Annotated in this window: 11 protein-coding genes; 6 read left to right on the top strand and 5 right to left on the bottom strand. The window is 65.7% G+C overall.

What is annotated here, in order from left to right; genetic code table 11:
* Nucleotides 1-3 precede the first annotated feature (3 nt).
* Entirely contained in the window at nucleotides 4-1,581 is a 1,578-nt protein-coding gene (gene ahpF, locus ACFFJ7_RS01990) for an alkyl hydroperoxide reductase subunit F (RefSeq protein ID WP_377590596.1), read from the bottom strand.
* A 156-nt stretch (nucleotides 1,582-1,737) separates the two neighbouring features.
* Nucleotides 1,738-2,301 carry an alkyl hydroperoxide reductase subunit C gene (ahpC, locus tag ACFFJ7_RS01995; protein WP_166949287.1) on the bottom strand — a complete coding sequence of 188 codons (564 nt, stop codon included), beginning with the start codon at nucleotides 2,299-2,301 and terminating at the stop codon, nucleotides 1,738-1,740.
* A gap of 588 nt (nucleotides 2,302-2,889) precedes the next feature.
* Between ahpC and ACFFJ7_RS02000 the strand changes: the two genes are divergently transcribed.
* From ACFFJ7_RS02000 to ACFFJ7_RS02015, 4 genes are all read left to right on the top strand, one after another.
* Nucleotides 2,890-4,290 (top strand): hypothetical protein, encoded by a 1,401-nt coding sequence (locus ACFFJ7_RS02000; RefSeq protein ID WP_377590597.1) that lies wholly within the window; start codon nucleotides 2,890-2,892, stop codon nucleotides 4,288-4,290.
* 331 nt (nucleotides 4,291-4,621) lie between these two features.
* Nucleotides 4,622-6,565, top strand: coding sequence for a PrkA family serine protein kinase (locus ACFFJ7_RS02005; protein ID WP_166949291.1), 1,944 nt, complete (start codon nucleotides 4,622-4,624; stop codon nucleotides 6,563-6,565).
* 70 nt (nucleotides 6,566-6,635) lie between these two features.
* Complete coding sequence (locus ACFFJ7_RS02010) at nucleotides 6,636-7,943, top strand: YeaH/YhbH family protein (protein WP_377590598.1); 1,308 nt, start codon at nucleotides 6,636-6,638, stop codon at nucleotides 7,941-7,943.
* On the top strand, nucleotides 7,940-9,490 hold the full coding sequence (locus ACFFJ7_RS02015; RefSeq protein ID WP_377590599.1) for a SpoVR family protein: 1,551 nt from the start codon (nucleotides 7,940-7,942) through the stop codon (nucleotides 9,488-9,490). Before ACFFJ7_RS02010 ends, ACFFJ7_RS02015 begins: the two co-directional genes overlap by 4 nt.
* A 28-nt stretch (nucleotides 9,491-9,518) precedes the next feature.
* Here ACFFJ7_RS02015 and ACFFJ7_RS02020 read toward each other — a convergent pair whose 3' ends face one another.
* Both ACFFJ7_RS02020 and ACFFJ7_RS02025 read right to left on the bottom strand, forming a co-directional pair.
* Nucleotides 9,519-10,814 carry an Hsp70 family protein gene (locus ACFFJ7_RS02020; RefSeq protein ID WP_377590600.1) on the bottom strand — a complete coding sequence of 432 codons (1,296 nt, stop codon included), beginning with the start codon at nucleotides 10,812-10,814 and terminating at the stop codon, nucleotides 9,519-9,521.
* Between the two features lie 103 nt (nucleotides 10,815-10,917).
* The gene (locus ACFFJ7_RS02025; RefSeq protein WP_166949299.1) at nucleotides 10,918-11,379 is read right to left on the bottom strand and encodes a hypothetical protein; all 462 of its coding nucleotides are present in this window, start codon (nucleotides 11,377-11,379) and stop codon (nucleotides 10,918-10,920) included.
* 205 nt (nucleotides 11,380-11,584) lie between these two features.
* Here ACFFJ7_RS02025 and ACFFJ7_RS02030 point away from each other — a divergent pair, with 205 nt between their 5' ends.
* Nucleotides 11,585-12,991, top strand: a complete 1,407-nt coding sequence (locus ACFFJ7_RS02030; RefSeq protein WP_377590601.1) for a leucyl aminopeptidase family protein — start codon at nucleotides 11,585-11,587, stop codon at nucleotides 12,989-12,991.
* Nucleotides 12,988-13,770 carry a C40 family peptidase gene (locus ACFFJ7_RS02035; protein WP_377590602.1) on the top strand — a complete coding sequence of 261 codons (783 nt, stop codon included), beginning with the start codon at nucleotides 12,988-12,990 and terminating at the stop codon, nucleotides 13,768-13,770. Before ACFFJ7_RS02030 ends, ACFFJ7_RS02035 begins: the two co-directional genes overlap by 4 nt.
* Here the strand turns inward: ACFFJ7_RS02035 and ACFFJ7_RS02040 are convergent.
* Entirely contained in the window at nucleotides 13,764-14,501 is a 738-nt protein-coding gene (locus tag ACFFJ7_RS02040; protein ID WP_166949305.1) for a HesA/MoeB/ThiF family protein, read from the bottom strand. The genes ACFFJ7_RS02035 and ACFFJ7_RS02040 overlap by 7 nt on opposite strands.
* Between the last annotated feature and the right edge of the window lie 58 nt (nucleotides 14,502-14,559).

Genomic DNA, 14,559 nt, shown 5'->3' on the forward strand with positions numbered 1-14,559 from the left:
GGCTTACGCGGCCCTGTTTTCCGCGTCCGCGGGCGTGGAGCGTATCAGGTGGTCGAAGGCCGAGAGCGACGCCTTTGCCCCTTCGCCGACGGCAATCACGATCTGCTTGTACGGCACGGTCGTGCAGTCGCCGGCGGCGAAGACGCCGGGCACCGATGTCTGCCCGTGGACATCGACGATGATCTCGCCGCGCGGCGACAGGGCGACGGCGTCCTTCAGCCATTCGGTGTTGGGCAGCAGGCCGATCTGCACGAAAACGCCGTCAAGCGCCAGCGTGTGCTTGTCACTGCTGCGGCGGTCCTCATAGACGAGCCCGTTGACCTTCTGCCCGTCGCCCGTGACTTCGGTCGTGCGGGCGGAGGTGATGATGTCAACGTTCTTCAGGCTGCGCAGCTTGCGCTGCAGCACGTCGTCCGCTCGCAGGGCCTTGTCGAACTCGATCAGCGTGACGTGGCTCACCACGCCGGCAAGGTCGATCGCCGCCTCGACACCGGAGTTGCCGCCGCCGATCACCGCGACGCGCTTGCCCTTGAAGAGCGGACCGTCGCAATGCGGGCAGTAGGCGACACCCTTGTTGCGGTAGGTGTCCTCGCCCGGCACGTTCATCTGCCGCCAGCGCGCGCCCGTTGCCAGGATGACGGTCTTCGAGCGCAGCCGCGCGCCGCCGGCGAGGCCGATCTCGACAAGGTCGCCCCGCAGTGCGAGCGACTCGGCCTTCTGCAGATTCATGATGTCGACTTCGTATTCGCGCACGTGCTGCTCCAGCGCGGCCGCGACCTTGGGGCCCTCGGTGTGGGGGATAGAGATGAAGTTCTCGATCGCCATCGTGTCGAGCACCTGCCCGCCGAAACGGTCGGCCACAATGCCGGTGCGGATGCCCTTGCGCGCCGCGTAGATGGCGGCGGCCGCCCCGGCCGGGCCCGCGCCGACCACCAGCACATCGAAGGCCGCCTTCGCGCTGATCTTTTCCGCATCGCGCGCCGCTGCGCCGGTGTCGAGCTTCGCGACGATCTCCTCGACGCCCATGCGGCCCTGGCCAAACACCTCGCCGTTGAGATAGACGGTGGGGACGGACATGATCTGGCGCGCCTCAACCTCGGCCGGGTAGGCCGCGCCGTCGATGGCCACATGGCGGATGCGCGGGTTCAGCACAGCCATCAGGTTGAGCGCCTGCACCACCTCCGGGCAGTTCTGGCAGCTCTGCGAGAAATAGGTCTCGAAGGAATAGTCGCCGTCGAGTGTCTTGACCTGGTCGATCACCTCCTGCGCGACCTTGGGCGGATAGCCGCCCACCTGCAGCAGCGCCAGTACCAGCGAGGTGAATTCGTGGCCCATCGGCAGGCCGGCGAAGCGCAGGCTGATGTCCTGGCCGGGCGTCGTGAGGGCAAAGGAGGGCGCGCGCTCGCCGCCACCCTTGAGTTCGCTGACGCTGATCTTGTCGGAAAGCGCGCGGATCTCGCCGAGCAGTTCCTGCAACTCGCGCGATTTCGCGCCGTCATCGAGCGAAGCGATGATGTGAATGGGGCGCACGACCCGTTCCAGATAGGCCTTGAGCTGCGCTTTCAGGGTGTCATTCAGCATGGATCATCCTCCGGGGTAGAAATGGGCCGGCACGGCGCGCCGCTGAGGGCGGCGGGGCACGGTGGCAAACCGCAGGCCGTGCGACATTGCGCGGGCTCCGGTTTGCCGCCGGAGCCTTCCCCCGGATTCCGGGAGAAGGCGGTGCGGCGGACGAACTCAGATCTTGCCGACGAGGTCGAGCGAGGGAGCGAGCGTCTCCTCGCCTTCCTGCCACTTGGCGGGGCAGACTTCGCCGGGATGCGAGCGCACGTACTGGGCCGCCTTGATCTTGCGCAGCAGTTCCTCGGCGTTGCGGCCGATGCCCTCCGCCGTGATCTCGACGAGCTGGATGATGCCATCGGGATCGACAAGGAAGGTGCCGCGGTCGGCAAGGCCCTGGTCCTCACGCAGCACCTCGAAGTGGCGCGAGAGCGTGGCGGTCGGGTCGCCGAGCAGCGCGTACTGGACCTTGCCGATGGTGTCGGAGGTGTCGTGCCAGGCCTTGTGGGTGAAGTGCGTGTCCGTGGAAACGCCATAGATATCGACGCCGAGTTTCTGGAACTCCGCGTAATTGTCGGCCAGGTCGCCAAGTTCCGTCGGGCAGACAAAGGTGAAGTCTGCCGGATAGAAGAAGAACACGGACCACTTTCCCTTCAGGTCTTCATCGGTGACCTCGATGAACTTGCCCTGCTGGTACGCCTGCGCCTTGAAGGGTTTGATCGCGGTATTGACGAGAGACATAACGGCTCCTTGATCGGATGGTTTCGGTAGCAACGAGGCATAAGACCGTGCAGCGCGTCCCTGCGGACAGACGCGAAACCGCTGCGGCGGTCCTGGCCTTCGCAATGCAATATAGGGAAGATGCCTCTCATGATGAAATAGATAGATTCGGCGATAACGATAGATACCGGCTATTGATGGCCGCTTCGTCCAGCCGGCGGACCTTGCCGGAGTTCGGGAGGCGGACAGTTTAATGCATCAAAATCAAGATGATGGATGCGATATGATCGCGGTGCTGTGTCGTATCGATGCCCCTTGTCCGCTCCCCGCTATGTGCCGCGGCGGACGGGCTGCGACGGTTTGACCCACCCCGTGCGCAGGCATCGCTGCCCCGTGGAAACGCCCGGCGGACGAATCGATGTTGCGCCGCACTGCCTGTGCTGCCCCGACAGGACGGGAGGAATTGTACAGAATTATGCTGCTTTCTCTACATTACTTTATAATCGTTATAATTAAATGTTCATTTAATGTAATTGTCTTGACCTGATGCATATTATAGTGTCGCGGGCGCACAGATTTACTGCGATTCCGGAACTGAAAGGCCCTGCCATGACGCCCCGCATTTCTTATGTTAAGCACCGCTGCAAACTTCCCGTCCTTGCACTGGCGCTCGTCGTTCTCGTGCCTGCGGGCGGCTTCGCGCAGAATGCCGTCTTCGATGCGCCTGACGCCGATTTCAAGGGCCGGGTGTCGGCTGGCGGCGTCGTGACGCCCGGCTCGGCGGCGATCTTGCGCGGATCGTCGTTCAAGCCGGGGCAGACGGTCATCCTGTCGCGCGGCAACACCATCCTCAACCCGGAGGGCAAGCCGCTGACGGTGGACGACAAGGGCGGCTTCGAACTCAAGATCGACGTCCCGGCCGATGCAGTGCCCGGCCAGCATCCCATCATCGTCAACGTGGCGAATCCCACGGCCGCCGCCGTGGCGCAGCTCAAGGTCTCGCCGGTCATTCCCTCCTCGGGCGCCGACAAGTTCACGGCAGTCAGCGAGAAGGTGGTGCCCGGGCTCTATCAGGTCGCCTATAGCCCCAAAAGCAACGCGCTTTTCGTCACCTCCGCCGTCGGCCGTCCGCCGGTCAAGGAATCGAAGCTCGTCAAGCTGAACGCCGGGACGCTCGCCAAGGAGGCAGAGGTCGACGCGAAGCCCGTCGCCGGCCGCAGCGACGGGCATCTGCACGCCGTCTACGGCGTAGGTGTCGACGATGTTGAGGGCAATGTCTGGACGACGACGACGCGCGACGGCTCCGTCGCCGTGTTCAGGCAGAGCGATCTCTCGCTCGTGAAGCAGTTCGAGGCCGATGCGGTTCCCCATTCGCGTGACGTGGTGGTGGACGCGGAACAGGGCCGCGCCTACGCTTCGGCCGTTGGCGGCAACTTCGTCGTCGTCTTCGACACGAAGAAGCTGGAGAAGCTGCAGAATATCGAGATCGAGTCGAAGGTGCGCGGCGAAAAGTTCACGCCCACGGCGCTCGCGCTCGATGCCGGCAACCGCAAGCTCTACACCGTGAGCCTGAGCACGGCCGAGGCCGCCGTCATCGACACGAAGACCAATACCGTCGACAAGGTGCTCCCGCTGCTGGGCGCCAAAAGTTCCATCGGTGTGGCGGTGGATGCCGCCGGCAAGCAACTCTACGTCGTCTCGCAAGGCAGCGACAACCTGCTGATCATCGATATCGAAACGGGCAAGGTGCTGCATGACGTGAAGACGGGCGCAGGCCCGCTCAACGTCGCGTTCGACCCCGTCAGCAAGCTCGCCTACGTCGTCAACCGGGGGGCCGGCACCGTAACCGTCGTCAACCCGCAGGGCGAGATCGTCGCCAACCTGGAAGGCGGCACGTTCCCGAACCATGTCGCGGCTGACGGCAAGGGTCACGTCTTCGTTATCAACAAGGCGCGTGGGGAAGACGACCCGACAGGCGACCGCTTGACGAGGCTCACGCCCAAATCCTGACCGCCTCTCCGGAGCCCCCGGCTCCCGCCATATCGCTGAAAAACAGGACACCGCCGGCACGAGCCGGCGGTGTTTTTGTGTTCACGCCTGCCTTGTTTCGCGCCGGTCCCCGAAAAAAATCCGATTGTGCGCGTGCAAGATCATGATCACAATCAAAACGAATCGGGTCGTGAATCACGTGATTCCTTTGCGGGATGGTGTTTCTTCTTCACCGCATGCCCATATCAGGAGTGTAGCACGAGACGCGACCTGCCAGTGCAGGGGGAGGCAAAAGGGGCTGACACGGCGGGGGACATTCTCGGGGCAACATTTTCAAGGTTGAGGATCAGCGATGGCAATGAATGGCGATCTCTTCACCAACTACGCGCAGGCTTTCGAGGCGCGTCGGCAAGTCGAAATGTCTCTTGAGGATTATCTGAAGGGCTGTCGCAGCGACCCCATGTTCTACGCCAGCGCGCCCGAGCGTCTGCTCGCGGCCATCGGCGAGCCGGAGACGATAGACACCTCGCGCGACCCGCGCCTCGGGCGCATCTTCATGAACCGTACCATCCGCACATACAGGAGCTTCGCGGAATTCTACGGCATGGAGGAAACGATCGAGCGTATCGTCTCCTTCTTCCGCCACGCGGCGCAGGGGCTGGAGGAGCGCAAGCAGATTCTCTACCTGCTGGGGCCCGTGGGCGGCGGCAAGTCCTCGCTCGCGGAGCGTATCAAGGCGCTGATGGAGGTGCATCCCGTCTATGTGCTGAAGGCCGGAGACGAGGTGAGCCCGGTGTTCGAAAGCCCTCTCGGCCTCTTCGACCTGTCGCTGGCCGAACGGCTGGAGGACGACTACGGCATTCCGCGCCGGCGGCTCACCGGGCTGATGAGCCCGTGGTGCCGCAAGCGGCTGGAGGAATTCGGCGGCGACATCTCGCGCTTCCGTGTGGTGCGCATCCTGCCCTCGCGGCTGCGTCAGGAGGCCATTGCCAAGACCGAGCCCGGCGACGAGAACAATCAGGACATCTCGGCGCTCGTCGGCAAGGTGGACATCCGCCAGCTGGAGACCCTGTCGCAGAACGATCCGGACGCCTACAGCTACTCCGGCGGGCTCAACCGCGCCAACCAGGGGTTGCTCGAATTCGTCGAGATGTTCAAGGCGCCCATCAAGATGCTGCACCCCCTGCTGACCGCGACGCAGGAAGGCAATTACGTGGGCACCGAGAATATCGGCGCCATCCCGTTCACCGGCGTGATCCTCGCCCACTCGAACGAATCCGAGTGGCAGAACTTCAAGAACAACAAGAACAACGAGGCGTTCATCGACCGCATCTACGTGATCAAGGTTCCCTACTGCCTGCGGGTCAGCGAGGAGCAGAAGATCTACGAGAAGCTCGTGCGTGGCTCGGAGCTGTCGGATGCCGCCTGCGCGCCGGGCACGCTGGAGTTGCTGGCGCGCTTCTCGGTGCTGTCGCGGCTGCGCGAGCATGAGAACTCCAACCTGTTCTCGAAGATGCGCGTCTACGACGGCGAGAACATCCGCGAGGTCGACCCGCGCGCCCGCAGCCTGCAGGAATACAAGGACGCGGCCGGCGTCGACGAGGGCATGGACGGTATCTCCACCCGTTTCGCCTTCAAGGCGCTGGCGGCGACCTTCAATTACGACACCATCGAGATCGCGGCCGATCCGGTGCATCTCATGTACGTGCTCGAACAGATGATCCGGCAGGAGCAGCTGCCGGCTGAGACCGAGAAGCGCTACCTTGAATTCATCAAGGGCGACCTCGCGCCCCGCTATGCCGAGTTCATCGGTCATGAAATCCAGAAAGCGTATCTCGAATCCTATCACGACTACGGCCAGAACCTGTTCGACCGCTACGTGGCCTATGCGGACGCATGGATCGAGGATCAGGATTTCAAGGATCCCGACACCGGGCAATTGCTCGACCGCGAGCTGATCAACCAGGAACTGACCAAGATCGAAAAGCCTGCGGGCATCGCCAATCCGAAGGATTTTCGCAACGAGGTGGTGAAGTTCGCGCTGCGCACCCGCGCCAGCCACGGCGGCCGCAACCCGTCGTGGACCAGCTACGAGAAAATCCGCGAGGTCATCGAGCGGCGCATGTTCTCGCAGGTGGAGGACCTGCTGCCCGTCATCAGCTTCGGCTCCAAGAAGGACGGCGACACCGAGAAGAAGCACGACGAATTCGTGCAACGGATGGTCGAAAGGGGCTATACTGAACGGCAGGTTCGACGTCTGGTGGAGTGGTATATGCGCGTCAAGCAGGCGGGTTGAACGCAGCGGCCGGCGCAGTAATCGCCGCGCCGGCCGCGCCGAAACCTTTGGTATTCGAGGTGACACTTCCGTGCACATCATTGATCGACGCCTCAACCCCGGAGGCAGGAGTTTCACCAACCGGCAACGCTTTCTGCGCCGGGCTAAAAATCTGGTGCAGCGCGCGGTGCGGGAGGACTTCAAGAACCGCTCCATCAAGGATCTCGATCAGGGCGGCGAGGTTTCCATTGTCCGCGAGGGCGTCCACGAACCCGTGCTGCGGCGTGCGGGCGGCAGTGGCAAGCGCGATGTTGTGCTGCCGGGCAACAGGGACTACGTGGAAGGCGACAGGATAAGGCGGCCGCAGGGCGGCGCTGGCGCCGGCGCGGGTTCCGAGGCCGGGCAGGGCAGCGGCGAGGATGCGTTCCGCTTCCTGCTGACGCGCGAGGAATACCTCGACCTGTTTCTCGACGATCTCGAATTGCCCAACCTCGCCAAGCGCAAGCTTGCGACCACCGAGGCGAAGGAGCTGCGTCGCGCCGGTTACTCGACAACCGGTTCGCCGTCTAGCCTTTCGGTCTCCCGCACCATGCGCCATTCGCTTTCCCGGCGCATCGCCCTGCGGCGCCCCGGGCGGGCCGCGATCCGGGAGATCGAGGAGGAGATCGCCAGGCTGGAGGTGAGCGGCGGCGATCCCGCGCGTCTCGCGGCGCTCCGGGTGGAGCATGAGCGCCTCGTGCAGCGCAGCCGGCGCATCGCCTACATCGATCCGATCGACCTGCGCTACCGGCGTTACGAGCAGACGCCGCGCCCCGTCGCACAGGCGGTGATGTTCTGCCTCATGGACGTGTCGGGCTCCATGAGCGAGCATATGAAGGATCTCGCCAAGCGCTTCTATGCCCTGCTGCACATCTTCCTGCGCCGCAGCTACCGCAACGTCGACGTCGTCTTCATCCGCCACACGGATCACGCCGAAGAGGTGGACGAGGAGACGTTCTTCCACAGCCCGGAGACAGGCGGCACCATCGTTTCCACCGCGCTGGAGGAGATGCTGTCCGTGGTGCGCGCGCGTTACAACCCCGACGACTGGAACATCTATGTCGCGCAGGCGTCGGACGGCGACAACATCGGCACGGACAATGCCCGCGTGGCGGCGCTCGTCAACGAGTCGATCCTGCCGATCTGCCAGTATTTCGCCTATCTGGAAGTGGGGCGCGGCGACACGCACCTGCCCGCCGGCGTCATGACGCGCACCACCGACCTGTGGCGCACCTACGAGGGGCAGGTGGCGCCGGGCGGGCATTTCGTCATGCGCAAGGTCTGGCACCGGCGCGAAATCTATCCCGTATTCCGCGAGCTGTTCCGTCGCGCGGGCGTTGACGGGGGAGGCAAGTCATGACGGTTACCGCGACCCATCCCTTGCTGTTTTCAGGTACCGACTGGGACTTCAACACCATCCGCCGCATCTACGACGCCGTCGAGAAAGTGTCCGGCGCGGTGCTGGGTCTCGACACCTATCCGAACCAGATCGAGGTGATCACCGCCGAGCAGATGCTCGACGCCTACGCCTCCACCGGCATGCCGTTGCTCTACAAGCACTGGTCGTTCGGCAAGCAGTTCGCCCACCACGAGATGATCTACCGCAAGGGCATGGGCGGGCTCGCCTACGAGCTGGTCATCAACTCCAACCCCTGCATCAACTACATCATGGAGGAAAACACCGCCACGATGCAGACGCTGGTCATCGCGCACGCGGCGTTCGGCCATAACCATTTCTTCAAGAACAACTATCTCTTCCGGCAATGGACGGATGCCGAGGGCATTCTGGACTATCTCGCCTTCGCCAAGGGCTATATCGCGGCCTGCGAGGAACGACATGGCCTCGCGGCGGTGGAGCGCATCCTCGACATCGCCCATTCGCTGATGAACCAGGCCGTGCACCGCTATCCGCGCCGCAGCCGGCTCGACCTGAAGGCGGAGAAGAAGCGCGAGGCCGAGCGGCACGCACACCAGGAGCAGGTCTACAACGACCTGTGGCGCACGGTGCCCGGCACGCCGAAGACCTTCCGCACCGAAGCCGCGGCCGGCCGGCGCCGTGCGCTCCTCAAGCTGCCGGAAGAGAACATCCTGTACTTCCTGGAAAAGACGGCGCCGCTGCTGCAGCCGTGGCAGCGCGAGGTACTGCGGATCGTGCGCCAGATTGCGCAATACTTCTATCCGCAGTCGCAGACCAAGGTCATGAACGAAGGTTGCGCCACCTATTCTCATTACCGCATCATGACCCGTCTGCACGAGCAGGGCTCGATCAGCGACGGCGCCTTTCTGGAGTTCCTGCAGTCGCACGCCAATGTAGTCATGCAGCCGACGTTCGACTCGCCCCGTTACAGCGGCCTCAACCCCTATGCCATCGGCTTCGCCATGATGCAGGACATCGCCCGCATCTGCGAGACGCCCGACGACGAGGACCGCGAATGGTTTCCGGACATCGCGGGCCAGGGTGACGTGAGCGGGGTGCTGAAGCACGTGTGGGCGAACTATCGCGACGAGAGTTTTCTCGCCCAGTTCCTGAGCCCGCGCCTCATCAGGGAATGGCGGCTGTTCCACATCGAGGACGATGCCGGCCAGCCGGCGCTGACGGTGGGCGCCATCCACGACGAGCGTGGCTACCGCCGCATCAGGCAGGCGCTGGCGCGCCAGTACGACATCGCCTGGCAGCAGGCCGACATCCAGGTGGTGGATGTGGACCTCGACGGCGACCGGCAACTGACGCTGCAGCACGACACCGTCAACCACACCCTGCTGCATGACAAGGATGCCGAACTCGTGCTGCAGAACCTGGCGGAGCTGTGGGGCTATCGCGTGGTGCTGCGCGAGGTCGACCCCGCCACCGGCAAGCTGCTGAAGGAACACGTCGCCAAGGCGCCGCAGAAGCCGGGGCTGCTCTGATTGCGCGGCGCGGTATGCGGGGCGGCCGTCAGCCGTAGCGCCGGCGCGCCTCGATGGTCAGGCCGAGGCCGACGGCGCCGAAGCGGTCGCCGTCGATGGCTGCTGCATTGTCGAACTGCGAGAGGATTGCCGTGCGCACGCTCGGCATCTGGCTCGTGCCGCCGGTGAAGAACACGAAGTCGACGTCTCCCGGCGTCAGCCCGGCCTGCGCGACACAGGCGCGTGCGGTGTTGCCGAGACGGTCGCACAGCACCCGTGCGCTGTCTTCGAAGTCCGCCCGCGTCGCTTCCACGCCGAAGCCGGGCGCGACCCACGACAGCGGCGTCTCCACCCGCTCCCGGTCCGACAGCGCGATCTTGGCCTCTTCCACCGCGATGAGCACGCTATGCCCGCGCCGCGTCTCCACGACCTGCATGAGGCGGTCGATCAGCGCGGGCTCGCGGGCGTCGAAACGCACCTCGCGCAGTTCCGCCAGCCGCTTGGGATCGTAGAGCTGGTGCACGCTCGACCACGTCGACAGGTCCCAGTAGGGGGCGGACGGCACCTCGATGTCGCCGCGCTTCATCGGGCTGCGGTAGCCGAAGCCCGGCATGAACGTCCGCATGCTGAGCTGGCGGTCGAAGTCCGTGCCGCCGAGGCGCGCGCCGCCGTTGGCGAGGATGTCGCTGCTGCGCTCGTCGCGCTCGCCCGTTCCGCCCGTGAGGCGCACGACCGTGAAGTCCGACGTGCCGCCGCCGATGTCGGCCACGATGGCGATCTTCTCGCCGGACACATGCCGGCGCTCGAAATCGAGCGCCGCCGCGACGGGCTCGTACTGGAAGCTCACCTCGCGGAAGCCGATGGCCTCCGCTACCGTCCGCAACGTTTTCTCGGCGTGGCGGTCGCCCGCCTCGTCGTCGTCAACGAAATGGACTGGCCGCCCCATCACCACGGCGTCGAGCGGCGCGTCCTGCGCCGCTTCGGCACGACGCTTGAGCGCTTCCAGAAAGAGGCCGATCACCTCCGAGAACCTGATGCGCCGGCGGTAGACGGCCGTGCGCTCGTCGATCAGCGCCGAGCCGAGTATCGATTTCAGCGACCGCATCAGGCGGCCGTCGATGCCCTCGATATAGGCCGCGACCGCCTCCCGCCCGATGAGGAGCTTGGCCCCGGCTTCCGCCGCGAAGAAAACCGCGCTGGGCACGGCGACATGAGCGCCCTCCAGCGCCACGAGATGCGGGCCGGATGAGCCGTGAATGCCCAGTGTCGAGTTCGAGGTGCCGAAGTCGAGCCCGCAGGCCGACCGGGGACCGAAGGGGCGATCCTGCCCCGAATTGTGCTGCATGCCCGTCCTCACCTGCCGGCAAAGACAGGCCGCATGCACCAAAACCGCGCGGATTTCAATCCCGAAAACATGTCCCGGGCGGCAGGCGTGCCCTGCGCGGCGATCAAAGCTCGCTGCTTCCCCAGAACAGGAAGGAGCCGACGTCGCCCGGGAGGTCGTTGCGGTAGTCGAGAATCTCGACGCGCATGCCGTAACCGAGCGGCTTCAGGTGCTCGCGCCAGACGTTGTAGAGCCCCAGCGGCTGCCCGCGCAGCGTCTCCGGCCATTCCGGATCGTTGGCGATGATGGCGCGACCATGGTCCATCAGCGTCTCGCTGGGGTAGCGGTAGACGAGCACCTCGTTCAGGCCCTGCTCGCTTGCCGCATGGATAAGGGTCGACGTGTGCCGAAGGACCTCGTCAACATTGATCGCGTCCGCGTGGAGAAGGGAGTCGACGATTTCCGCGCGGTGTGCGTCGCCGGTGGCATGCAGCTGGCGCAGCCGCTCCCGTTCGGCCTCGCGCTTTTCCTGCGCCTTGCGCGCGAATTCGGTGGCTGGAGGAAGAGAGAACGCTTCTGACGTCATGAAGGCGGCTCCTGATCTTGTGTGCCGGAAATATAGAACAGACGCATCCCGTAAGCATCACGGAATCAAGTATTGCTGATGACAGCGACGCAAGCGTGAATCGCGCCCGACGCACGGTTTCGGTGCAAATCTGCGCCGGTGTGTCGCATGGGCCAGAAAATGCTGTAGGCTGGGGCCTTCCGCGACATACTCGATGAAGGTCGTCATGCATCCGCTTCTCGTCACCGATCCGTCGGCCAACGCCATCACCGTCCACGCCGTCACTGCCGCGAACCGGGCGGCGGTGCTGGAGGCGCTCGATCCGCCTGCGCGGCGTTTCGCCGCCGCCCAGGGCCTCGGCAGCGAAGGGGATGCGCCGGAAGCCGGGAAGGTCTGGCTGCTGCCGGATGCGGAGGGCAACATCGGCATCGTGCTGTTCGCCGTCGAGGGCGAGAGCGCGCGCCGGCCCGATCCCTTCCTGTTCGGCAAGCTGCCGGGAGTGCTGCCCGAGGGCATCTATCGCCTGGCCGGGGTCGCGGCAGCCGCGCTGCCGGCGGCGGTGCTGGCCTGGCTGCTCGGCGCCTACCGCTTCGCCCGCTATAAGGACAGCCCCGCGCCGAAGGCCCGGCTCGTCCTGCCCGACGGCGTCGACGGCGAGGAAGTGAGCCGCCTGGCCGCCGCGGTTGCCTTCGGCCGCGATCTCATCAACACCCCGGCGAACGATCTGGGGCCGGAGGCGCTGGCCGGCGCGGCCCACGCGCTCGCCACCCGCTACGGCGCGCGCTTCGCGGTGACGGCGGGCGATGACCTGCTGGCCGCGAACTTCCCGCTCATCCACGCGGTCGGCCGTGCCTCCGCCACGGCACCGCGCCTCATCGACATCACCGCCGGCGAGCCGGACTGGCCGAAGGTAACGCTCGTCGGCAAGGGTGTGACCTTTGACACCGGCGGGCTCGACATCAAGCCGTCGAGCGCCATGCTGCTGATGAAGAAGGACATGGGCGGCGCGGCCGCCGCCCTCGCCACCGCGCAACTGCTGCTCGACGCGCGGGTGAGGGTGCGCCTGCGCGTGCTTGTGCCGGCGGTCGAGAACGCCATTTCCGGCGCCTCCTTCCGCCCCGGCGACATCATCCCCAGCCGTAAGGGGCTGAGCGTCGAGATCGGCAACACGGACGCCGAGGGCAGGCTGGTGCTCGCGGATGCGCTGGCGCTGGCTGCGGAAGAGCAGCCGGAACTCATCGTCGACTACGCCACCCTCACGGGCGCGGCGCGCGTGGCGCTGGGGCCGGACCTGCCGCCCTTCTACACGGAGGACGACGCCATCGCCGACGAAATCGCCCGCACCGGGGAGGCCGTGAACGACCCCGTCTGGCGGCTGCCGTTGTGGCCACCCTACGACGGCATGCTGGCCTCGAAGGTGGCGGACATCAACCATGTATCGAGCGGCGGCTTCGCCGGCTCCATCACCGCCGCGCTCTTCCTGCGGCGCTTCACGCAGGGCGTGCCGCACGTCCACTTCGACATCTACGGCTGGACGCCCGCCGCGAAGCCGGGCCGTCCGGAGGGCGGCGAGGTGCAGGGCGCGCGCCTCGTCTATGCCTGGCTGAAGCAGCGCTATGGAACGGCGTCATGAGCGGCATCGAAGGACAACTGCGGCAGGTGACGGCCGCCATCGCCCCCCTGCGGCGCATCCCCGTCTCCGACGGCGCGCTCGATACCGAGGCGCTGATCGGCGAGCGGGTGCTGGTGTGGGAGGAGCAGGAGGGCTGGGCGCGCGTCACGCTGCTCGGCGACGGCTACGAAGGCTACATGCCGGTGGCCGCGCTCGGAGAGGTGGCCGCGCCCACGCACCGGGTGAGCGCGCTGCGCACCTTCGTCTATCCCGGCCCGTCCATCAAGCTGCCGCCGCTCGACGCGCTGCCGTTCATGGGGCAGGTGCGGGTGGGCGCCCTTGCGGACGGCTTCGCCCGCATCGAGCGGGAATACGGCGAAGGCTTCGTCTACGCCGCGCACCTGACGCCGGCGGAAACCCCGGTGGGCGGGGATTTCGTCGCCGTGGCGGAGCGCTTCCTTGAAGTGCCCTATCTGTGGGGCGGCAAGTCGGCGCTCGGCATCGACTGTTCGGGCCTCGTGCAGTTGTCGCTCTCCGCGGCCGGCGTCGAGGCTCCGCGCGACTCGGGACCGCAGCGGGAAGGGCTGGGCGAGGAATTGCCGGCCGGCGCGGCCTTGCGGCGCGGCGACCTCGTCTTCTGGCCGGGCCATGTCGGCATCCTGCGCGACGCGCAGACGCTGCTGCATGCAAGCGGCCATCATATGACCGTGGTCAGCGAGCCGTTCGTGCAGGCAGTGGAGCGCATCCGCGCGCAGACTGGCCACGACATCGCCGTGGCGCGCCGCATTCGCGATCAGTAGCTGATCGTTTCGAACCGCATCGTGAAGGCGTCGATGATGAGCAGCCGGCCGACCAGCGGCTCGCCGAAGCCGACGATGGCGCGCACGACCTCGATCGCCATCAGGCTGCCCACCACGCCGGGCAGCGCGCCGAGTACGCCCACCTCCTCGCAGGTGGGCACGCTGCCAGGCGGCGGCGGCTCAGGAAACAGCGTGCGGTAGGAGGGGTTCGGCTGTCCATCCGGCTTCGTCTCGAAAGGCCGCAGGGTGGTGAGCGATGCATCGAACTGGCCGAGCGCGCCCATGACCAGCGGCTTGCGCTCTGCGAGGCAGGTGTCGGCGACGAGATAGCGGGTTGCGAAATTGTCCGAGCCGTCGGCGACGACATCGTAACCCCGGACGATCTCCACTGCGTTCTCCGCATTGAGCCGCACCGGATGGCGCGTGACCGCGACATGCGGGTTGAGGCGGGCGATGGCGTCGGCGGCGCTGTCTGTTTTCGGGCGGTCGATGTCCGGCGTGCCGTGGATGACCTGCCGCTGCAGGTTCGACAACGACACCGTGTCGTCATCCACGATGCCGATATGTCCGACGCCGGCGGCCGCCAGATAGGACAGCACCGGCGCGCCGAGTCCCCCCGCGCCGACGACGAGCACGCGGGCGCGCTTCAGCTTCGCCTGCCCGGGCCCGCCGACATCGCGCATGACGATGTGGCGTGCGTAACGTTCGATCTCGCTTTCGGAAAAAGCCATGCCAGTATCCATTCCGCCGCATCGTGATCATACAAAATCGGCGCGGCCCAAAAATACA

This window comes from Pseudochelatococcus lubricantis, assembly GCF_042432495.1.
GTDB lineage: Bacteria > Pseudomonadota > Alphaproteobacteria > Rhizobiales > Beijerinckiaceae > Pseudochelatococcus > Pseudochelatococcus lubricantis.